The organism is Aggregatilinea sp. (genome assembly GCF_036822615.1).
Classification (GTDB): Bacteria; Chloroflexota; Anaerolineae; order Aggregatilineales; family Aggregatilineaceae; genus Aggregatilinea.
Window position 1 is genome coordinate 1 of sequence record NZ_DAISHJ010000035.1, and the last position, 21,027, is coordinate 21,027.

The 21,027-nt window shown below is 63.7% G+C and carries 16 protein-coding genes; 10 read left to right on the forward strand and 6 right to left on the reverse strand.

Annotation, left to right across the window (positions count from 1 at the left end):
* Positions 1 to 525 precede the first annotated feature (525 nt).
* The 5 genes from abc-f to V7116_RS12220 form a co-directional block, all read right to left on the reverse strand.
* The gene (gene abc-f, locus V7116_RS12200; protein ID WP_324392205.1) at positions 526 to 2,172 is read right to left on the reverse strand and encodes a ribosomal protection-like ABC-F family protein; all 1,647 of its coding nucleotides are present in this window, start codon (positions 2,170 to 2,172) and stop codon (positions 526 to 528) included.
* 325 nt (positions 2,173 to 2,497) lie between these two features.
* A complete protein-coding gene (locus V7116_RS12205; protein ID WP_324392206.1) occupies positions 2,498 to 2,812 on the reverse strand; it encodes a FeoC-like transcriptional regulator in 315 nt (104 codons plus the stop codon).
* Between the two features lie 10 nt (positions 2,813 to 2,822).
* Positions 2,823 to 4,532 carry a ferrous iron transport protein B gene (gene feoB, locus V7116_RS12210; RefSeq protein ID WP_324392207.1) on the reverse strand — a complete coding sequence of 570 codons (1,710 nt, stop codon included), beginning with the start codon at positions 4,530 to 4,532 and terminating at the stop codon, positions 2,823 to 2,825.
* A 7-nt stretch (positions 4,533 to 4,539) separates the two neighbouring features.
* Positions 4,540 to 5,115, reverse strand: a complete 576-nt coding sequence (locus V7116_RS12215; protein WP_324392208.1) for a FeoB small GTPase domain-containing protein — start codon at positions 5,113 to 5,115, stop codon at positions 4,540 to 4,542.
* Positions 5,116 to 5,131: 16 nt separating this feature from the next.
* The gene (locus tag V7116_RS12220; RefSeq protein WP_324392209.1) at positions 5,132 to 5,539 is read right to left on the reverse strand and encodes a FeoA family protein; all 408 of its coding nucleotides are present in this window, start codon (positions 5,537 to 5,539) and stop codon (positions 5,132 to 5,134) included.
* Between the two features lie 218 nt (positions 5,540 to 5,757).
* On the opposite strand from V7116_RS12220, the gene V7116_RS12225 reads away from it, so the two are divergent.
* Genes V7116_RS12225 through V7116_RS12235 form a run of 3 tightly spaced genes read left to right on the forward strand, consistent with a single transcriptional unit; the run spans position 5,758 to position 8,565 of the window.
* Positions 5,758 to 6,639, forward strand: a complete 882-nt coding sequence (locus tag V7116_RS12225) for a patatin-like phospholipase family protein (RefSeq protein WP_324392210.1) — start codon at positions 5,758 to 5,760, stop codon at positions 6,637 to 6,639.
* 31 nt (positions 6,640 to 6,670) lie between these two features.
* The gene (locus tag V7116_RS12230; protein WP_324392211.1) at positions 6,671 to 7,579 is read left to right on the forward strand and encodes an aldo/keto reductase; all 909 of its coding nucleotides are present in this window, start codon (positions 6,671 to 6,673) and stop codon (positions 7,577 to 7,579) included.
* Between the two features lie 59 nt (positions 7,580 to 7,638).
* The gene (locus V7116_RS12235; protein ID WP_324392212.1) at positions 7,639 to 8,565 is read left to right on the forward strand and encodes a GNAT family N-acetyltransferase; all 927 of its coding nucleotides are present in this window, start codon (positions 7,639 to 7,641) and stop codon (positions 8,563 to 8,565) included.
* Positions 8,566 to 8,653: 88 nt separating this feature from the next.
* Here V7116_RS12235 and V7116_RS12240 read toward each other — a convergent pair whose 3' ends face one another.
* On the reverse strand, positions 8,654 to 10,453 hold the full coding sequence (locus V7116_RS12240) for a M3 family oligoendopeptidase (protein ID WP_324392213.1): 1,800 nt from the start codon (positions 10,451 to 10,453) through the stop codon (positions 8,654 to 8,656).
* A 277-nt stretch (positions 10,454 to 10,730) separates the two neighbouring features.
* Here V7116_RS12240 and V7116_RS12245 point away from each other — a divergent pair, with 277 nt between their 5' ends.
* From V7116_RS12245 to V7116_RS12275, 7 genes are all read left to right on the forward strand, one after another.
* Complete coding sequence (locus V7116_RS12245) at positions 10,731 to 12,155, forward strand: MBOAT family O-acyltransferase (RefSeq protein ID WP_324392214.1); 1,425 nt, start codon at positions 10,731 to 10,733, stop codon at positions 12,153 to 12,155.
* Between the two features lie 227 nt (positions 12,156 to 12,382).
* Complete coding sequence (locus tag V7116_RS12250; protein ID WP_324392215.1) at positions 12,383 to 13,552, forward strand: hypothetical protein; 1,170 nt, start codon at positions 12,383 to 12,385, stop codon at positions 13,550 to 13,552.
* Between the two features lie 312 nt (positions 13,553 to 13,864).
* Positions 13,865 to 14,674 carry an ABC transporter ATP-binding protein gene (locus V7116_RS12255; protein ID WP_324392216.1) on the forward strand — a complete coding sequence of 270 codons (810 nt, stop codon included), beginning with the start codon at positions 13,865 to 13,867 and terminating at the stop codon, positions 14,672 to 14,674.
* Between the two features lie 18 nt (positions 14,675 to 14,692).
* Entirely contained in the window at positions 14,693 to 17,620 is a 2,928-nt protein-coding gene (locus V7116_RS12260) for an ABC transporter permease (protein WP_324392217.1), read from the forward strand.
* Between the two features lie 18 nt (positions 17,621 to 17,638).
* The gene (locus V7116_RS12265; protein ID WP_324392218.1) at positions 17,639 to 18,361 is read left to right on the forward strand and encodes an ABC transporter ATP-binding protein; all 723 of its coding nucleotides are present in this window, start codon (positions 17,639 to 17,641) and stop codon (positions 18,359 to 18,361) included.
* Positions 18,362 to 18,511: 150 nt separating this feature from the next.
* Complete coding sequence (locus V7116_RS12270; protein WP_324392219.1) at positions 18,512 to 18,844, forward strand: STAS domain-containing protein; 333 nt, start codon at positions 18,512 to 18,514, stop codon at positions 18,842 to 18,844.
* Between the two features lie 257 nt (positions 18,845 to 19,101).
* Positions 19,102 to 20,808 (forward strand): SpoIIE family protein phosphatase, encoded by a 1,707-nt coding sequence (locus V7116_RS12275; protein ID WP_324392220.1) that lies wholly within the window; start codon positions 19,102 to 19,104, stop codon positions 20,806 to 20,808.
* Positions 20,809 to 21,027: the final 219 nt, after the last annotated feature.

Genomic DNA, 21,027 nt, shown 5'->3' on the forward strand with positions numbered 1-21,027 from the left:
GCGCTGTACCGCGAGCTGTATCCCACGCTGACGCCTGCGTTCCACAAGGAAGCGGAATTGTAGCGAAAGGCAGCGGTTAGCCGTTAGCGATTGGCGGTTAGCCAAAAACAACAGCAACAGCCGCATGTTTGCATGTGACGCTGTAGGGGCCGGTTTCAAACCGGCCCTTTTGCATTTCTATTTCTGTCCTCACCGGGGCGTATCGCATACGCCCCTACACAAAGATATGCGATCCCGTAGGGGCGATGCTTGCATCGCCCGTGGTCGATGACGCGCTAAACCAGGGCGGGTTACAAACCCGCCCCTACAAAAACATGCCCGAATGTGTTTTTTCTCCCCTCTCCAACTTGATTGGAGAGGGGCCGGGGGTGAGGTCGCAGTATTCTATTGAACTGCACCACTACGCCCCTAATAGATCGCGGGTTCTCGCGTAGGGGCGGGGCTTGCTCCGCCCGTTTTTCGGCATATGGGCTGGCGTATGCGTAGGGGCAATTCATGAATTGCCCCTACGGGGATCATCAGCGTCTACGCCCGACCCGTCGCGGCGAGGTAATCCGTGTAGCCGCCGGGGTAGGCCGCCAGCGCGCCGCCGTCCAGCTCGACCACCTGATCCACGACGCGATCCAGGAAATAGCGGTCGTGCGAGATCACCAGCAGCGCACCCTCGAAATCCTCCAACGCGCCTTCGAGCACCTCCATCGACGGGATGTCGAGGTTGTTGGTCGGCTCGTCGAGCAGCAGCAGGTTGGGCCGCTGCAGCATCAGCGCGGCGAGTTGGAGGCGGCTGCGCTCCCCGCCGCTCAGCGTGCGGACCGGCTGGCGTACCTGCTCATAGGTGAACAGCATCTTCAGCAGGAACGCGATCGCGTCGCTCTCGTTTTTGGGCGCGACGTCGCGGATCAGGTCCAGCGGCGTGCGATCCCACCACGGCAGCAGCGTCTGGTGTTCCTGCGCGTAGTAGCCGATCTGGCTGCTCGGCCCGACGATCACCTCGCCATCCAGCGGGGCCAGCTCGCCCAGGATCAGCCGGAACAGCACCGACTTGCCCGCGCCGTTCGGCCCGATCAGGCCGACGCGCTCCCCGTGGCGCAGCAGCAGGCTCAAATCGGTGAACAGCAGATCGTCCTCGAACGCCATCGCCAGATCGCGGATTTCCAGAGCTTTGGTGCTGCCGCGCCAGCCGTTGAGCTGGAGTTCCATCTGCCGGCGCTCAACCACACGCTCGACGATCTCGCCGTTGGCCTCCATGCGGTCCAGCATTTTGCGGCGGCTGCGCGCCTGCCGGATGTGCCGCTCATCGACCACGATGCTGGCCCAGTGCTCGAAGCGCTTGATCGCCTCCTCGATACGCGTGATTTCCTTCTGCTGCGCGACGTACACCTGCTGCTGGCGCAGGCGGCGCAGCTCGCGCTCGGTGGAGTAGGCGGTGTAGTTGCCGGGATAGACCGTCAGCGCGCCGTTTTCCAATTCCGCGATCTGCGTGGCGACCTCGTCCAGCAGGTAGCGGTCGTGCGAGACGATCACCACTGCGCCGTTGTAGGTGCGCAGCACCGCTTCCAGCCGCGCCTTGCTCGCCAGATCGAGGTGATTGTCCGGCTCGTCGAGCAGCAGCACGTCCGGCAGTTCGGCGGCCAGCCGCGCCAGCGCGACCAGTTTCTTCTGCCCGCCGCTGAGCGTGTCGGCTGGCAGGTCGTAGTCGTCCGGCGTGAAGCCGAGCCGCTGCAGCAGCTCGCGGATCGTCCCTGCGTGGCGCGGCCCACCGAGCGCCTCATACTGTTCCAGCGCGCGCTCCTGCCGTTCGAGGGCGCGAGTCAGCGCGCCGGGATCGTTGTACACGGCGGGATCGCCCAACTGCGCCTCGATGCGCGCCAGTTCCGCCTCGATCTGCGCCAGCGCGGGCGGCGGGACCATCGCCTCGTCGAGCAGCGTGCGATCCGGCGAAAGCGCGATCTCCTGCGGCAGATAGCCCACGGTGACGGTTTTGGCGCGGATGATCGTGCCGCTGTCCGGCGTGACGCCGCCCGTGATGACTTTGAGCAGGCTCGACTTGCCCGCGCCGTTCGGGCCGACCAGCCCCACGCGCGCGCGCTCATCAACGGCCCAGCTCAGGTCGCGGAAGATGACGCGCCCGGCGTAATTCACGGTGATGCGGTCCAACTGGATGACGTACATGCTGCCCTCGCTCCCGGAATAGAATCAAAAACGGCTTTGAGCGGTGCGCCCAAAGCCGTTTACATGGCTGGTAGTTGCTAGTTAGTGTGTTACACGTTCAGCAGGCGCACCTATTCAAGGAGCGCCCGACACAGACGTCATCAGCGCGAAGGAAAGCGTGCGGCCCTGCGAGATGTAGATCATACCGTTCATTGTACCAGAAGCGCGGGCAAAAGCTATCACGAACGTGTAAAAAAATACGGCAAAGGCAGGCGTTCGTGATTGCAAAAACGAAAACAGAGCGGGATTGCCCCCGCCCTGTGTGTTGACTTGTGTTGGTCGCGCCTTACTGCGGTTCTACGCGCTCGTACAGCCGCAGGGGAACCGGACCGGGCGGCGGTGTCGTCGCCAGCGCGTACCGCCTGGGCATCCGCGCCACGAACGGGCAGCCGCTCTGCACGTCGCAGCCGTGGCACGACGTGGCGCAGCCATCCGGCAGGGCATCGCTCACTTCCTTGATGCGCCCCTTGCGGACCCAGTGCTGGATCATGCCGTCCAGCGTGCCCGGATCGATGCCAAGCTGGCGGCTGAGCGCGTCGAGCCGGACGGACGATCCCGCCTGTTCAAACGCCTGAAGCACCTGACGCAGCGTGACGCTCATGGCGCGCTCCTTAGCCCAACCCCAGCAGGCTGCCGACCTGATAGGTCAGTGTTGCGGCCAGCCATGCCACCACCAGCATGTAGCCGATGTTGGCCCACATCCAGCGGCTGCCGAACTCGTGGCGGAAGGCGGCGATGGCGGCCATGCACGGCGTATAGAGCAGCACGAAGATCGAGAACGCGACGGCGGTCAGCGGCGTGAAGTGGTCGCGCAGCGCCGTTTCCAGCGCGGTGTCTTCTTCTTCCGCGTCCGCGCCCATTAGGTTGACGCCGGGGATCAGGCTGATCGTGGCTTTCACCGTGTCCAGCGTGGCCGTTCCGAAGCCCACGACGATATCCTTCGCGTCGTCCACAAACGCGGTGGAGCCGGTCGCGTCGTCGCTGTTATCCGCAGCGGTGGCGTAAATCTGGCCCAGGGTGCTGACCACGACTTCCTTCGCCAGCAGGCCCGTCACCAGCGCGCCGGACGATTCCCACGTGCCGAACCCGGCAGGCTTGAACGCGGGCGCGACGGTCCGGCTGACGCCGCCAAACAGGCTATCTTCCAATTCGGGCGGCTGGCCATTGTGATAGGGCACGTTGAGCAGCACCCAGACGATGATCGACGCGGCCATGAGCACCGTCCACACGGCCTGCACGAACGCCCCGGTGCGCATCCGCACCTGGCGCAGAACCGTCTTCATCGAGGGGCGGCGGTAGGGCGGCAGTTCCATCACGAAGAACTGCGGCTCGTTCGACTTCAGCACGGTGTTGCGCAGCAGGAAGCCGGTCATCACGGCGGCGGCGATCCCGATCAGGTACATGGCGAAGACGAGGTTGCCGCTGCTCGCGCCGAAAAACGCCGTGCCGATCAAGATATAGACCGGCAGGCGCGCCGCGCAGCTCATGAACGGCACCAGCATCCCGGTCAGGATGCGGTCGCGGCGGTCTTCCAACGTGCGGGTCGCGTAGATGCCGGGGACCGAGCAGCCGAAGCCCACCAGCAGCGGGATGAAGCTCTTGCCCTGCAAACCCAACCGCTGCATGAAACGGTCCATGACGAACGCGGCGCGGGCCATATAACCGGAGTCTTCCAGCACGGCCAGGAAGAAATAAAGGAACAGCAGCACCGGCACGAAGACCAGCATGCCACCCGCCCCGGCGATCACGCCGTCCACCAGCAGCGACTCGGCCCACGTTCCGCTGAGGCCCAACGTGCCCAGCAGTGCCAGCGCCCAGTTCGAGACCGGCCCGGCGATCACGCCGTCGATCCAATCGACGTAATAGCTCGACACATTCGCGGTCATCTGGAAGACGACCCACATCAGGATCAGGAAGATCGGCACGCCCAGCCAGGGATGTGTCGCCACCTGATCCAGCTTGTCGGAACGGGTGACGCCGCCGTCGGCGGGCCGCGTCACGGCCTGCCCGACCAGCCCGGAAATAAAGGCGTAGCGGCGATCCGCGATCAGCGTATCGACGTCTTCGCCGCAGGTCGCTGCCACGCGCGCGGCGATCTGCTCGACGGTATCGAGCACGACCAGCCCGCCGGGCGCGGACGCGATGCGCGCGGCGAGGTCGGCGTCGCCTTCCAGCAGCGTGACCGCCAGCCAGCGCGGCGCGTAATCGCTCGACAGGGTGGGGCTGGCCTCGATCGCGGCTTGCAGCACGACGATTTCGGGTTCCAGCTCGGGGCCATAATCAAACAAGCGGGACCGGGTTTGCAGTTCGAGTGTCGTCATCGATCGATCAGCCACAGTTGGGGCAGCGGGGCGCGTCATGTTTAGAAACGTCTCCGGTTCGTGAGCGGGCAGGGCGGTGCGCGCGGTTCTGAACCGCCTGGGCGACGGTTTGCTTCAGTTCTTCGAGGCCCTCGTTGCGCGTGGCGATCGTGCGGATGATGGGCACGTTCAGCCCTGCGGCCAACTGGTCGGTGTCGATCTTCAGCCCGCGCGACTCGGCCATATCGGCCATGTTCAGCGCGATCACGATCGGCACGCCCAGTTCCAGCATCTGCACGACGAGGTACAGGTTGCGCTCCAGGTTGGCCGCGTCCACTACCGCGACCACGGCGTCCGGCTGGTTTTGCAGCAGAAAGTCGCGCGTGATCTTTTCTTCCATCGAGTACGCGGTCAGGCTGTACGTTCCCGGCAGGTCGATGATGTTCATCGTCACGCCGTTGATCGAAAACTCGCCTTCCTTACGCTCGACCGTTTTACCGGGCCAGTTGCCGACGTGCTGGTGCTCGCCGGTCAGCGCGTTAAAGATCGTGCTCTTGCCCGCGTTGGGATTTCCCGCCAGGGCAATCGTCGCTTGGTTCATCATGAGGGATCTGGTCCTGTCACTGGGCCTGGACGACGCGAACGCTGATGGTGTGGGCGACCGTCCAGCCCAGCCCCAGGCGCGTATCATTGCGAACGGAGACGATCATCGGGCCGGAGCCGCGCGGCGCGCGCATCACGCCGACTTCGGATCCCGGCGCGAGGCCCAGGTCCGCCAGCCGCTTGCGCAGGCGGCGCTCCTGCTCGACCTGTAACACCACGACGCGCTGGCCGGGCTTCACCAGGCACAGCGGCAGCACCGGGCCGTTCGCGGCCTGGTTGGGGCAGTCCTTGCAATCGACATCGGGCACACACTGCTCCAAAGCGCGCGTGCGGGGTGCATACAGCGGCTCGTCTTCGGCAGCGGGGATGGTAAGGGTGGAATCGGTCGTCCAGGATGTGTCGGTCGGGCGTTGAGACTTGCTCATAAACAGTCACCTAAGTTTGACGCGACATCAGCGGCGCAATTGCGAATCATTCTCATTGAGAATTGATCGCAATTATAGACGACTCGCGCCGGAACCCTTAGTGATGATTGGCGCAATCTCGTGTTACGAACGTCACGGCAGGACTTTTATGGCGGTTGACGGTCCGCAACCAACTGAGTACACTGCGACCATTGTGCATCTGCATCCAAGGATTGTCTATGTCGCACTGGTGGACAGGGATGGGGCGGCGCACGCTGGAACGGGTGCGCCCTTTACGAAAGCCGGAGCCGGGCCGCCCGGTGCTGGGGCTGGCGCTCAGCGGCGGCGGCGAGCGCGGCGTGGCGCATATCGGCGTGCTGTCCGTGCTGGAAGAACACGGCATCCGCGCCGATGTGGTCGCCGGGACCAGCGCTGGCTCCATCGCGGGGGCGCTCTACTGCGCCGGGTGGAGCAGCGGCCAGATGCTCGACGCCGTGCACGCCATGAACCTGCGCCAGATCCGCCGCTTTAGCTGGTCGGACCGGCGCGGCATCCTGCGCAGCGAGGCCATCGAAGACTGGGTCGGCGCGATGCTCGGCCCGGGCCGGACTTTTGCGGACCTGGACATCCCGCTGACCGTCATCGCGGCGGATCTGCTGAAGGGCACGGAGATTCTGTTCGATGATGGGCCGCTCGCCCCGGCCATCCGCGCAAGCTGCGCCGTGCCGGGCATGTTCACGCCCTGCGTGGATGCCGATGGCCGTGTGCTGGTCGATGGCGGGCTGGTCAATAACCTGCCGGTCGATATCGTGCGGCAGATGGGCGCGACCTTCGCCATCGGCGTGGATGTCAGCCATCACGGCATGGAAAACTGGCCCGACGAACCGCCGCGCACCATGATCGACGTTTTGAGCATGGTCTATTACGTTTTGCGCCACAACACCGACCTGCTGCACCACGAACCGGACTGCCTCGTTATCCCCACGCTGCCGTCGATCCGCATGTCGAAAGTGGTCGAATACGCCGATCAACTGTACGAAGCCGGGCGCGACGCTATGTTGGCAGCGCTGCCCAGGCTGATGGACGATCTGGAAAACACGCCCGCGCCGCACAGCGAGTGATCGAACAATCAGGGTAAAGGACAACATCATAATGTATCCGTTCGACGGGATCGAAATGGGCCTGGGCACATGGTCGTGGGGCGATTCATGGTACTGGGGCTATGGGCGCACGCATACGTCGCAGGACGTTGACGAGGCGTTTCAGGCCGCGCTGGACGCCGGTATCGTGCTGTTCGACACGGCGGAAGTGTACGGGCGGGGCGAATCCGAGCGGCTGCTGGGCCGTCTGGTCAAACAGGCGAACCAACCCGTGCGCATCGCCACGAAGTTTATGCCCTTCCCGTGGCGTGTGCAGGCGGGCAGCTTGACCAAAGCGCTGCGCGCCAGCCTGGAGCGTTTGCAGGTCGATCAGGTCGATCTCTACCAGATTCACGCGCCGCTGCCGTTCCGCTCCGTCGAAACGTGGATGGACGCCATGGCGGACGCGGTCGAGCAGGGGCTGACGCGCGCCGTCGGCGTCTCGAACTACAACCTGGAACAAACGCAGCGCGCGCATCAGGCATTGGCCCGGCGCGGCATCCCGCTTGCCAGCAATCAGGTGGAATATCACCTGCTCGAGCGCGGGCCGGAGCGCAGCGGGCTGCTCGATTTTTGCCAGGCGAACGGCATCGCGCTGATCGCCTACAGCCCATTGGGCGGCGGGCTGCTCACGGGCAAGTATACGGCCCGCGTCGCGCCGTCGAGCCTCGTGCGCCGCCTGCGGACGTGGCGCACCCGGCGCAAGATCGGCCCGCTGGTCGCGCATCTTCACACCATCGGCGCAGCGCACGGCAAGACGCCCGCACAGGTCGCGCTGAACTGGGTCATTTGCAAGGGCGCGCTGCCCATTCCGGGCGCGAAAAATGCCCGGCAGGCCAGCCAGGACGCCGGGGGAACCGGCTGGCGGCTGACGCCGGACGAGGTCGCCGCGCTGGACCGGGCCAGCGACGCGCTGAACTGAGTCGCGGCGCGCGCCAGCCGGCGCGCACCAGCCGGCGCGCACAGAAAGGACGGAGTGGCATGTCATTCACCATGCGACTGTATCGAGGCGAGGAGGATTTCTGGCATATCCGCGCGTTTCTGCGCGAGATTTTTGTGCTCAACGGGCGCAGCGAGCGCACGTGGCAGGCCGCGCGGCTCGATTACTGGCGCTGGCACGTTGTGCAGAACTGCGGCGTGTGCGATCCGGTCGAGCGCGTGACGTATTTGTGGGAACAGCCCAACGGTCAGATCGTCGCCGTGCTCAATCCCGAAGGGCGCGGTGAGGCGTTTTTCCAGATTCACCCGGCGTTCCAGACCGCCGCGCTCGAAGCGACGCTGCTGGACGCCGCGGAAGCGCACCTCGCCGTGGAAGAAGACGGCAAGCGTAACCTGACGGTGTGGGCCGACCGGAACGACGACGTGCTGCGCCAGGAGATCCTCAAGCAGCACGGGTACCACCGGGGGCCGTGGCCGGAATGCCGCCGCCAGCGATGCCTCGATTCGATCCCTGATGTGTCCGTGCCGGACGGCTACACCATCCGGTCGTTAGGCGGCGTGGAGGAACTGCCCGCGCGCAGTTGGGCGTCGTGGCGCGGCTTCCACCCCGACGAGCCGGACGAAAATTACCAGGGTTGGGAGTGGTATCACGCCATCCAACGCATGCCGCTCTACCGGCGCGATCTGGACATCGTCGCGGCGGCGCCGGGTGGCGAGATCGCGGCGTTCTGCACACTGTGGTACGACGACGTGACGCGCACCGGGTACTTCGAGCCGGTCGCCACCGTGCCCGAACACCAGCAGCGCGGGCTGGGCAAAGCGGTGATGGTCGAGGCCATGCAGCGCATGCGCGCGATGGGCGGCACGCTGGTCACGGTTGGCGGCTTCAACACGGCGGCCAACGCGCTGTATGCGTCGGTGATGGAGTCCGAGAGCAGGCCGCTCGAACGTTGGGAAAAGGCGTGGTGATCCGCACCACGCAGCAGACGGGATAACAACAGCGCCCCGGATCGTGCGATCCGGGGCGCTGTGATTCTCGCCGTCAAACCGGGTTCAGTTACCCGATCTCTTTCACCAACTGCTCGGCCTGCGCGACCAGCGCGTCGATCTCGCGGATGCCTTCCTGCCAGAAGGTCGGGTCGGTCAGGTCCACGCCCATCGGCGCGAGCACCTTTTCCGGCCAGTCCGATCCGCCCATGCGCAGCACATCCAGGTAGCGCGGCACGAAGTCCGCCCCTTCCTGGCGATAGCGCGCGAACAGCGCCAGCACCAGCAGCTCCCCGAACGCGTAGGCGTAGACGTAGCCGGGCGTGTGCAGGAAGTGCGGCACGTAGCTCCACCACACGCCGTAATCGTCGGTCATTTCCACGCTGCCCTCGAACATGGCGCGCTGCGTGCCCATCCAGATCTCGTTGATGCGGTCGCTGGTCAGCTCGCCCTCGTCGCGGCGCGCGTTGTGCAGGCCGTGCTCGAAGCGGTTCATGGACACTTGGCGGAACACCGTGGCGAACGTGTCCTCGATCTTGTGCGCCAGCATCGCCAGCCGCACGCGCGGATCGTCCTCGCGCTGCATCATGTCGGTGAAGATCAGCATTTCCCCAAACACCGACGCCATCTCGGCAGTGGTCAGCGGGGGATGGCCCTGCAGCATGCCCTGCTCGCGGTACATGTACTGGTGAATGCCGTGCCCCAGCTCGTGCGCCAGCGTCATGACGTCGCGGGCCGCGCCGGTATAGTTCATCAGGATGTAGGGGTGCACCGACGGCACCGTCTGCGCGGAGAACGCGCCGCTGCGCTTACCGGGCCGCAGCGCCGCATCGATCCAGTTGTCGTTGAAGAAGCGCCCCGCGACCTCGGCCATCGCCGGGCTGAAGCGCTGGTAGCCGTTGAGCACCACGCTGCGCGCCTCGTCCCACGAATAACTGCCTTCGGCGGCGGGCAGGGGGGCGTAGCGGTCGTAGTCGTAGAGCGTATCCAGGCCCAGCAGCTGGCCCTTGAGCTTATAGTAGCGCGCGACGATGCCGTAATTGGACGTGACCGTCTCGATCAGCGCATCCACCACGTCGTCGCTGACCTCGTTGGACAGGTTGCGCGCGGAGATCCAGGTCGGGTAGTGGCGCAGGCGGTCGTTGGAGGCTTTGTCCGCCGCCAGCGTATTGAAGATATAGGTCAGGGTGGGCAGCTTTTCGCGCAGCACGTCGGTGAACGCCGCCGCCGCGTGCCGGCGCAGCTCGCGGTCCGGCTCGTAGAGCTTGGCGAGGATCTGCGACTGGCTGAGCTGCTGGCCGTCCAGCGGATAGCGCATCGCGCCCATGAATTCGCTGAAGAAGCGCACCCACGCTTCGCTGCCGGTCACGGCCTTTTCCGCCAGGATCTTTTCTTCCGGCTCGGTCAGGCGGTGCGGCTGGTAACGGCGCGTCGTCTCCATCCAGTGACGGTAGTGCTGCAGCGTCGGGTTTTCGATCATCTTCGCGGCGTAGTCTTCCGGCGCGTTGGTCCATTCCAGCTCGAAGAACACCAGCTTCTGGCTGAGCTGCGCGCCCCATTCGGTCATACGCTGGTTGAGCGCGCCGTACTTCGGGTTGTTCGTGTCCGTGGACCACAGCAAATGCGCGTAATAGGCCGCCTTGCTCGAATCCTCATCGATCGCTTCGTATTCGTAGATGGCCTCGTACAGTTCTTCAGGATCGAGCGATGCGACCTTGCCGCGAAATTCAGTGCCGAACGCCTCGGCACGCTGGTTGATCTGCTCGATGTCCCGTTCGATAGCCGGATCGTCAGGACTGGCGTACAGATCGCTCAGATCCCACGCCACGTTTTCCGCTCCGGTCAGCGTCGTTTGGGGTTCAGCTTCCATTGGTCGCTCCAATCGGTCTTGAAAGGGATTTTTACCCGCGTTTGTGTAAGCATAACAATCCCGGCGTGGCGAGACAACCACATCATGCTGTTATACGCGCGCCTGCGCCCGTAATGATGGCTCCACCGCAGGCGGCTCCCCCGGCTATTGCTTTTACTAACAACTAAAAACTCCCCACTAAAAACTGCCCGTGTGTGGCGAACTTCCGCGCGCGCCTGTAGAATGTCACGGGTTCCGGTGGGCTGCACCGTGCGCCCGCCCTGCTCACGACGCGATCATGACTCTGACGAACATTCTCGTTTTCATCGGCGCGGCGGCGCTCTACGTGGCGCTGCTGCCGGAGCGGCTGCGGCGCTGGGCGCTGTATGCGGGCAGCATCGTCGCTATTTACGGGCTCCAGCCCGCGCTGCGCATCGAGAATCTGGACTTCATCTTCCCCACGGCGACGCTGGCGCTGGTCGTGCTGGGCTGGCTGTTGAGCCGCGCGCCGGAGCAGCGCTGGCAGCGCGAGGATACGATCAGTGCGGGCATCATGGTTGCGCTGGTGCTGGCGCTCTCGCTCGCGGGGCGGATGCTGGTCGAGTCGGTGCGTATCACGCCGTCCCGCCCGCCGTCGCCGGTCAGTCTGGCGGTGGTTGCCATCATCGCGGCGGCGCTGCTCGGCGGATTGAGCTGGATCGGGCATAAGCGGCGGCTGTTCGTCCCGGCGATCCTGCTGATCGTCGTCCTGTTCGTCATCCTGAAAACCACGCCGCTGGCCGAAGAAACGGCGCGCTTGCTGCGCGAGCGGACCGGGCAGCCGGCCAGCCTCGCCAGCGCGGGCGACCTGGGCTGGCTGGGCTTCTCGTACGTCGCGTTCCGGCTGATTCATACCCTGCGCGACCGGCAAATGGGCCGCTTCCCCGAACTCACGCTGCGCGAATACGTCACCTACGCGATCTTCTTCCCGGCGTTTACGGCAGGTCCGATCGACCGCGCCGAGCGTTTCATTAAAGATCTGCGCGCGCTGCCGGGCCGCGAGCCGGTCCACCTGACGATCGGGTTGGGGCGCATCGCGGCGGGCGTGCTGAAGAAGTTCGTCATCGCGGACAGCCTCGCGTACTTCGCGCTGGACGCGTCGAAGGCGGCGCAGGCCACCTCGACCGGCGAAACGTGGGTGCTGCTCTACGCCTACGCGTTCCAGCTCTATTTCGACTTCAGCGGCTATACGGACATCGCCATCGGCATCGGGCAGTTGTTCGGCATCACCCTGCCGGAAAACTTCCAGCGGCCCTATACGCGGCGCAACATCACGCAGTTCTGGCAGAGCTGGCACATCACGCTGAGTAACTGGGTGCGCTTCTACGTCTTTTCGCCGCTCAGCCGCTATTTGCTGGTGCGCAAGCACAAGCCGTCCCCGACGGTGCTGGCGTTGATCGGCCAGATGGCGACCATGATCGTGATCGGCCTGTGGCACGGCGTGACATGGCATTTCGTCGTATGGGGTGTGTGGCACGGCGTGGGGCTGTTCGTGCACAAGGTCTACAGCGACCGCACGCGCATGGCTTACATCCGGCTTCGTGACCGCCCGCGCCTGAACCAGTGGATCGGCATCGCGGGCACGGTGGTCACGTTCCATTTCGTCGTGATCGGGTGGGTGTGGTTCGCTCTGCCGGACATGGCGACCGGTTGGGACGTATTCCTGCGCCTGCTCGGGTTGTAGCAGCGCAGGTTTTCGTAGGGGTAGGGCTTGCCCTACCCGGTTTTGGGGCGCAACGGGCGGAGCAAGCCCCGCCCCTACAGACTATGGACTGTGGGGTTGTGCTTGTCTCCCCTCTAACTTGATTGGAGAGGGGCCGGGGGTGAGGTGTGCTTTACGCTGCACCATGCCCCAGTCGCTCGCACTTTTCGGATACCTATCGACATCGCAGCGTAACCGGATTCCAGCTGATGCAAACATGGAAGTGGCTCACCCAACCCGCTAAGCCCTATACCTGGGGCTTCATGGCGCGCGTCGTCGTCAAGGCGGCGGTGCTGTTCGCGCTTCTCAACGTGATCTTTGCGCTGGTGAACCCACTGCCTACGCTCGGCCATATTTCTGCCTATAACACGCTGCTCACGGGCCGCGAGCGCCTGCCGTACGGCGAAAATCCTCCGGCCTCGTACAACCTCAGCCTGTACAACCTCCCGGCGATGGTCGAATCGCTCACGGTGGACACCGCACCCGCTGACGACGAATTCCGCGTGCTGCTGCTGGGCGATTCGTCGGTGTGGGGCATTCTGCTGGAGCCGCAGGACACGCTCGCCGGGCAGATCAACCGGCTCGACCTGCGCACCGCCGATGGCCGCCGCGTACGCGCCTACAACCTCGGCTATCCGACCATGTCGCTGACCAAAGACCTGATGCTGCTCGATTACGCACTGGAGCAGGCCCACCCGGACCTGATCGTGTGGCTGTTCACGCTCGAATCGTTCGCGCCGGACGCGCAGCTGGAACCGTCGTTCGTGCAGAACAACGCCGAGCGCGTGCAGGCGCTCATCCGCCGCTACGACCTCAGCAGCGATCCCGGCGATCCGCGCTTCGTGGAGCCGGACTTCTGGCAGAGCACCATCGTCGGACAGCGGCGCGCGCTGGCGGACCTGCTGCGCTTGCAGCTCTACGGCGTGATGTGGTCGCTGACCGGCATCGACCAGGAATATCCCGACGACTACACGCGCCGCTCGGTCGATCTGGACGCGGACGAGTCGTGGCACACCTTCGAGACGCCGCAGACCTTCACGGCGGACGATCTGGCGTTCGACGCGCTGGCGGCGGGGGCGCAGCGTGCCGGGTCGATCCCGGTGCTGTTCGTCAACGAGCCGATTTTCATCAGCCAGGGCGAAAACAGCGACGTGCGCTACAACGCCTTTTATCCGCGCTGGGCCTACGACAGCTACCGTGACGTGCTCGCCGCGCAGACCGACTCCGCCGCATGGCCGCCCACGCTCGATCTGTGGGATCTGCTGCCCGACGTCGAGTGTTATACCGACAGCCCCGTGCACCTCACCCTTACGTGTGAATCGCAGCTTGCGACGCGTGTTGGCGAGGCGATCCTCGACCTCAGCGCCAGCGCATCCTAGGCGCTCCGCCGCGCACCAGCGCATCGTCAAACGCGCCAAACCTCATTGCGTTTCTGTTATATCAATGCTTAAATAAACTTTTAGAGACTTTTCATAAGTTTTTATATTCTCACTTCAATACTTGGTTTTTTCGCTCAGGGGGGGCGATTTCACCAGTAGATTCTGCCCCTATACGCCATTCACCTACTTCTCGACCGCGTTTAAGTTCGTAAATTTCTGAACTGCTCTGCAACGCAACCGCACTGACTCGCGTACTAAAGTTCGGATGCTCACCCACTATCCGAGAGCCTGACGTAAGGAGGCTTGATCCGCATGGCTGAACCTTTCATCCAAGTCAAAAACCTCGTCAAAACCTTCGACACTCCTGCCGGTCCGCTGAATGTACTGCGTGGGATCGACTTGACCATTAACAAAGGCGAATTTGTGTCGCTGGTCGGACCTTCGGGCAGCGGCAAGACGACGCTGCTGAACATGATCACCGGTATCGACAGCCCCAGCGACGGCTCGGTCGTCGTGGACGACGTGAACGTTGTCGCCGCGCCCGAAAAGAAGCTGACGCGCTGGCGCGGGCGCAACATCGGCATCGTGTTCCAGTTCTTCCAACTGCTGCCGACCCTGACCGTGCTCGAAAACATCATCATGCCGATGGACTTTTGCGGCGTGTACGATCCTAAAGAGCGCAAGGATCGCGCGATGGTGCTGCTCGACCGCTTCGGCATCGCCAACCAGGCGTACAAGACGCCGGACATGCTGTCCGGTGGGCAGCAGCAGCGCGTGGCGATTGCGCGCGCCCTGGCGAACGATCCGCCGCTGATCGTGGGCGACGAGCCAACCGGTAACCTGGACCGCATGAGCGCCCAGAACGTGTTCAACATCTTCGGCGAGCTGGCCAGCCAGGACCGCACCATCCTCGTCGTCACGCACGACCGCGAGCTGGCGTCAAGCGGCGTTGCCCGCCTGCTGGCCCTCACGGACGGCATGATCGAGGCGACCACGCTGGAAGCCGCTGCGCGCCGCCGTACGCAGGAATTGACCGCTATCCGCCTGCGCACCCAGGAACGCCAAGCGCTGAAGACCCGCTCGCAAGAAGCGCTCGCCGCCAAGCAGCAGAACCAGAAATAACCAGGGGGATTCCATTCAATGATCGGATCACGTATTCGCAAGATTCTGCGCGACGTGTGGGCACGCAAGGGCCGCACGTTCCTGGTCGCCGCCGCGATCTTCATCGGCGTGACCGGCACTGTTGCGCTGTTCTCAATGAGCGACATCCTCGTCAGCCAGCTTCGTTCGGACGTTCAGGAAGACAAGCTGGCGATGGTCCAGGTGTCGATGACGGTCGATCCCGACGTGCCGCTGGACAACGCCGCCTACATGAAGATGCTGGCCGATTATCCCGACGTGACGACCGTTCAGGCCGGTTTCAGCGAAACGTCCATCTTCTTTAAGACGGGCGGGGAAGACGGTAAGTTTGAAGACGGCTTCGTCAAGGCCTACGCCGTGCTCAACGATCAGGGCGAGGTGGTGACCGCGCCCAACGACGCGCCCGCCGTCATCCAGCCGTACCGCGTGCTCGAAGGCGAGCTGCCGACACCCGGCGCCAACGAGCTGGCCATCGAAACCCGCATGGCTGAAGAATATGGCATCGCCGTGGGCGACACCATCGATATGCGTGCGCTCAGCCCGTCGCGCAACTCTGAAACCTCGGGGCAGACCGGCACGACCGAAGCGTGGACCGTCACCGCTATCGTGTTCGATCCGTACGCCTTCATGCCCAAGACGACGGTTTACACCGACGTCTCGAACGCCGACTATCTGGCCGGACGTACCGGGTTCAACGATTTCTGGCTGCGCTTCACCAGCTATGACATCGCCGAAGAGCAGTTCGATGCGGTGCAGAACTTCATCGCCGAAAACACGCCCTACACCGTCGCCTTCGCCCAGAAGGAGAATCCGGCGCAGAGCCAGCTCATCACTGGCGCGCAAACCATCAGCAGCCTGATGGGCTTCCTGGCGCTGGTCGCGCTGGTCGTCTCCGGCTTCCTGGTCATCAACGTCATCTCGTCGCTGGTGGTCGAGCAGAAGCGGCAGATCGGTGTGATGAAGTCGCTGGGCGCGACACGCCGCGATAACTTCGTCATCTATTCGGGCATCGCCTTCGCCTACGGCGTGATCGGCGTCATTCCGGGCGTGATCGTGGGTATCCCCGCCGGGAACGCCGCCGCCCACGCGCTGGCAGGCCAGGTCAATACGATTATCACGGGCTTCAGAACGTCGCCCTTCTCGATCGGGCTAGGTATCGTGGTCGGTTTGGCGGTGCCTGTGCTGGCCTCCATCATCCCGGTGTGGGGCGGCACCCGCGTGCGCATCCTGGAAGCGATGACCGACCTGGGCATCGACGCCAACTACGGCACCGGCCCGATCGCGCGCATCATCAACAGGCTGCCGATCCCGATCACCGTTCGCCAGGGCCTGAGCAACATCAGCCTGAAGAAGAGCCGTCTGGCCTTCACCGTCATCACGCTGGCGATTGCGGTGGGCGCGTTCATGGGGATCTTCGCCATCTTCGAGGGACTGACGACCGGTATCAATACCTATATCGACAGTTGGAACGTCCAGATCGGCATCTTCCCCGGCGAACAGCGCAACCCTGAAGACGTGACGTCGCTGCTGCGCGAACAGTTCGGTGATGATATCCGGTCGATGGAAGACGGCTTCCAGATCCAGGTCAACTTCGAGGGTTACGATCCCGACCTGACCGTTGCCGGACCTCCCGGTATCTTCGCCTACGGTTACGACGTGACCAGCGAGACCCCGGCCTTCAACATCGATATCATCGAGGGCCAGGCGCTCTCGGCGGAGAATGCCAGTGACGGGATCATCCTGTCCAGCGCGCTGGCGACGGGCATGGACAAGACCGTGGGCGACACCGTCGTGCTGCTGGTCCCCGGCAACCGGATGGAAATGAAGGTCATCGGCATCGCGGACTTCATCTACCAGCAGGCCTGGGCCGACTGGCACACGCTGGCGACCGTGGCGGGCTACACGTTCGACACCATCCGTCCCGGCACGCCGCTGCCCGACGGTGCGATCCCCGCGCAGACGCAGGCCGTCATCAGCCAGGCGGGCAGCCTGATCAAGTACTCGACCGTGGTCAACGTTGATGGCTACGAAGGCTCCATGCCCGATAACAAGGTGCTGGCGCTGGGCCTGACCCCGACCGCCGCCGCCTACCTGACCTTCACCGACGGCGGGTTCCCCGGCGCGAACGGTGGAGACACCACGGGTGTCGTCGTCAGCTCGAACATGGCGCAGCAGCTCGGCGTGGGCGTGGGCGACAGCATAACGCTCGAATCCAGCCTGTCCGGGCAAGGCCCGCAGTCTATGCCGGTCGTCGGGATCTTCGACCTGCCCGCGATGCTGCAGAGCGGCCTCGGCGCGGACGAAACTATCGGTATGTTCTGGCGCGATCTGGCGACCTTCGACGGCGCGGCCATCGAATCGGTCCCGCTGCCGCAGGGGTGGTTCATCATGACGCCCATCAAGGACCCGACCGCCGAAGATCTGCAAACGATTATCGACGACATGAGCGAGTCCCTGATCGCGGCGGGTATCCCGGTCTTCACGCTGAACATGGTCGAGCTTACCGACCAGATCAGCAGCGGGTTCGCCACCTTCCAGGCCATCCTGAGCGCCGTGGCCGGGCTGATCGCCCTGGTCGGTGCGCTGGGCCTGCTGACCACACTGTCGATGAGCGTCTTCGAGCGCCAGAAGGAAATCGGCGTGATGCGCTCCATCGGCGCGGGCTCGGGCACCATCGCGGGCCAGTTCCTGACCGAAGGTCTGGTCGTGGGTGTGATCGCCTGGGTCGTCGGACTGCCGCTGATGCTGCTGCTGCAAAAACTGCTGCTGCTGATCGTCGGCATCGAAGACGCCATCCCGCTGCAGCTCTCGCCCACCGCGATGATCGTGGGCCTCGTGGGGATACTCGTTATCACCACCGTCGCCAGCCTCGGCCCGTCGCTTGGGGCAGCCCGTAAGACCGTGTCTGACATTCTGCGCTACCAGTAAGCGCACGGAGGAAACGTCATGAATACCAATAACAAGCCGCTCGTGTCGCTGGAGAATGTCGACAAGATCTACAAGACCAAGGCCGGTCCGCTGAAGGCGCTGAACGGTGTGAGCCTGACCATCAACGAAGGCGAGTTCGTCGCCGTGGTGGGGCCGTCGGGCAGCGGGAAGTCCACGCTGATCAACATGATCACCGGGATCGACCGCCCGACCAACGGCGAGGTGTTCGTCGCGGGGCAGCGCCTGACCAACATGAGCGAGAATCAGGTCGCCAAGTGGCGCGGGCGGAACGTGGGCGTTGTGTTCCAGTTCTTCCAACTGCTGCCGACGCTGACCGTGATCGAAAACGTGATGATGCCCATGAACTACGTGGGCACCTACAAGGGGCACCGCCGCGAGCGCGCGATGGAACTGCTCGAACTGGTGGACTTGCCCGACGTGGCGAACAAGTACCCCAGCCAGATCTCCGGCGGCCAGCAGCAGCGCGCGGCGATCGCCCGCGCCCTGGCGAACGACCCGGTGCTGCTGATCGGCGACGAGCCGACCGGTAACCTTGACACCGTGTCCGCCGGTCTGATGTTCGGGCTGTTCGAAGACCTCGTGGACCAGGGCAAGACGATCGTCATGGTCACGCACGACCGCGACCTGGCGGGACAGATTCCGCGCGTGGAAGAAGTGCGCGACGGCCAGCTGGTCTCCGCCGCCGACGTCGATCAGCGGTTGGTTGCCTCGGCAGGCTAAGCCGCCACAAAGCCATCCATCCGGGGGGCGAGATCAGTCCCGCCCCCCGGCGGTAAGATACCTGACTCGGATGGCTGTCTTCCCCGTAGCCGTTAATCGGTCTACAATAGAAACATAAGCGCAGCGTGAACTGTTGAGGAGACAGGAAGCATGAATATCACGGAGCGTGACGAGAACGGTGTGGCTGTCTTTGTGCTCGACGGTCGCGTCGACAGCGAAGGCGCCGTCGATCTGGATATGGCCCTGCGCGGTGCGGTTACCGAAGGCAAGCACAAAATGATCCTGGATATGTCCCAGGTGCGCTACATCAACAGCGCCGGGCTGCGCACTCTGGCCGATATCCTGACCGAAAACCGTGCCGCGGGCGGTGACCTACGTCTGGTCGATCTCAACCCGAAAGTGCGGCGCATCTTCCAAATCATCGGTTTTGACCGGTTCTTCGATATCGACAACACCCTTGATGAAGCGCTGGCCGCGTTTTAACCCACTGCGTGCCGTCTGATGAGGCGCATTCACTGCTGATGACAGCCCCCTCCGTTTCAGGGGGCTGTTGTTTAAGGCGAGACACACCCGCCAACAATATGTTACATTGGGTAGTATCTGTCTGAGATTTTTTAGCAGCCGGCTTGATCGATTTTTTTGGATGTTTAATGGGTTTTGCTTAGGGCATCACTGGCGACTGAACCCTAACAACTGAACACTTCAATTCTGCAGCCTGTCCCCATTTGAAGGACACCTCTATGAGCTTTCTAGGTGAGCTTCGGGTCGATGCCACCCACGAAAACTTGATGGTCATTTCGCACTTCGTGCACGGCATTGCGCACCGTCTGTCCCTCTCCGATAAGGTCGTTTTCGAGCTGGAACTGGCCGTCGAGGAAGCCGCGACCAACATCATCGATCACGCCTACCAGGAGGCGGGCGGCAAGATCCTGATCAACGCGGCCACGACCGGCGAGCAGGTGCGGATCGAGCTGACGGATTGGGGCGCGCCGCTGAACCCGGCGAACGTCAGGCCGTTCGACATCACCGCCCCCATCGAGACGCGCATCCAGGGCGGCATGGGCCTGCACTTCATCCACACGCTGATGGACCGGGTCGAGCGCGACATCGCCCCGCGTTCGGGCGAGCCAAACGTCCTGCGGCTGTTCAAGCGCATCGAGAAGGAAACCGCCGAGACGCGCGCCGCCAGCCCCATGCAGGAGCTGAACGCGGTCCGTACCATCAGCGAAGTCATGACCAGCCGCATCGACCTGGACGAGCTGCTGAACCTGATCCTCAACAAGCTGGTGACGACGATCAACGCCGAACGCGGCACCCTGTTTCTGATCGACGAGCAGCGGCGGGAACTGTGGTCGCGCGTGCTGCTGGACGATCTGCACCCGCTGTCGGAAATTCGCCTGAAGATGGGGGAGGGCATCGCGGGCCACGTCGCGGAGACGGGCCGCGTGGTCAATATTCTGGACGCCTACGCCGATCCCCGCTTCAATCCGGCGGTGGACCAGTCTACCGGTTTCCGCACGCGCTCGATCCTGGCCGCGCCACTGGTCAATCCGCAGCAGACCATCATCGGGGTGGTGCAGGTGCTCAACAAGCGCGACGGCGCATTCAACGCCCGCGACGAGCGGCTGCTGGCGGCGCTGGCGTCGCAGGCGGCGATCAGCATCGAAAACGCGCGGCTCTACCAGCAGGAAATTCACCAGCGCGTGCTCCAGCGCGAGCTTGAAATGGCGCATGGCATCCAGGCCAGCTTCTTGCCGGAACAGATCCCGCACGTCGATGGCTGGGAGATCTGCGACTTCTGGGAGCCGGTGCGCGGCGTCGCGGGCGACTTTTACGACTTCTACCCGCTGGAGGATGGCCGCCTGGCGCTGACCATCGCGGATGTGTCCGGCAAGGGCGTGCCCGCCGCGCTGTTTATGGCGCTCAGTGTGACGGTGCTGCGCTTCGGCGTCAGCCTGAATCTGCCGCCTGCCGAGGTGATCCGCCGCGCCAACGAGTCGATTATCGCCTCGCAGCGCTCGCGGATGTTCGCCACGGTGCTGCTGGGCTATCTTGAGACGGAAACGGGCATGCTGCAGTTCGCGTCGGCGGGTCACAATCCCGGCCTGCTGTACCGCGCCGCCGAGCAACGCTGCGACTACATCACTGCGTCGGGCGTGGCGGTGGGCGTATTCCCCAACGTGGATTTTGCCGAGAACAACGTGCGGATCGAGCACGGCGATATCCTGGTGCTCTACACGGACGGTATTACCGAGGCAATCAATGCCGATGAGGAAGAATTTGGGGAAGAACGCCTCGAAGCGCTGCTGATGGAGCACTGCGACATGGCCGCCGGGGAGCTTTGCGGCACGATTGTCGAGGCGGTCAGCGCCTTTGCGGAAGGGCGTGCGCTGGTTGATGACGCGACTTTGGTGGTGATCAAACGTCTTGGAAAGGACGTGTCATAAGCACAAAATTAAAAAAGCCGACAATTCGGCACACAGTGGTTAAAATAAATGTCATAGTATAGGCTTAAGGAATCCAGCCGAAACATATTACGAGGCATCCATCACCCGTTATGGTCGCTGTGCCCGCCGTTATTCCCGAACCGTTCTTGACCCACGCAGCAACCACGATTCAGGTGTTGGGCTGGCATCAGGTCACCCTCGTGCTGCGCGATTCGCCTT

Coding starts and splice junctions, on each gene's coding strand:
- abc-f (WP_324392205.1), bottom strand. CDS start 2,172: ATGTACGTCATCCAGTTGGACCGCATCACCGTGAATTACGCCGGGCGC.
- V7116_RS12205 (WP_324392206.1), bottom strand. CDS start 2,812: ATGAGCGTCACGCTGCGTCAGGTGCTTCAGGCGTTTGAACAGGCGGGA.
- feoB (WP_324392207.1), bottom strand. CDS start 4,532: ATGACGACACTCGAACTGCAAACCCGGTCCCGCTTGTTTGATTATGGC.
- V7116_RS12215 (WP_324392208.1), bottom strand. CDS start 5,115: ATGATGAACCAAGCGACGATTGCCCTGGCGGGAAATCCCAACGCGGGC.
- V7116_RS12220 (WP_324392209.1), bottom strand. CDS start 5,539: ATGAGCAAGTCTCAACGCCCGACCGACACATCCTGGACGACCGATTCC.
- V7116_RS12225 (WP_324392210.1), top strand. CDS start 5,758: ATGTCGCACTGGTGGACAGGGATGGGGCGGCGCACGCTGGAACGGGTG.
- V7116_RS12230 (WP_324392211.1), top strand. CDS start 6,671: ATGTATCCGTTCGACGGGATCGAAATGGGCCTGGGCACATGGTCGTGG.
- V7116_RS12235 (WP_324392212.1), top strand. CDS start 7,639: ATGTCATTCACCATGCGACTGTATCGAGGCGAGGAGGATTTCTGGCAT.
- V7116_RS12240 (WP_324392213.1), bottom strand. CDS start 10,453: ATGGAAGCTGAACCCCAAACGACGCTGACCGGAGCGGAAAACGTGGCG.
- V7116_RS12245 (WP_324392214.1), top strand. CDS start 10,731: ATGACTCTGACGAACATTCTCGTTTTCATCGGCGCGGCGGCGCTCTAC.
- V7116_RS12250 (WP_324392215.1), top strand. CDS start 12,383: ATGCAAACATGGAAGTGGCTCACCCAACCCGCTAAGCCCTATACCTGG.
- V7116_RS12255 (WP_324392216.1), top strand. CDS start 13,865: ATGGCTGAACCTTTCATCCAAGTCAAAAACCTCGTCAAAACCTTCGAC.
- V7116_RS12260 (WP_324392217.1), top strand. CDS start 14,693: ATGATCGGATCACGTATTCGCAAGATTCTGCGCGACGTGTGGGCACGC.
- V7116_RS12265 (WP_324392218.1), top strand. CDS start 17,639: ATGAATACCAATAACAAGCCGCTCGTGTCGCTGGAGAATGTCGACAAG.
- V7116_RS12270 (WP_324392219.1), top strand. CDS start 18,512: ATGAATATCACGGAGCGTGACGAGAACGGTGTGGCTGTCTTTGTGCTC.
- V7116_RS12275 (WP_324392220.1), top strand. CDS start 19,102: ATGAGCTTTCTAGGTGAGCTTCGGGTCGATGCCACCCACGAAAACTTG.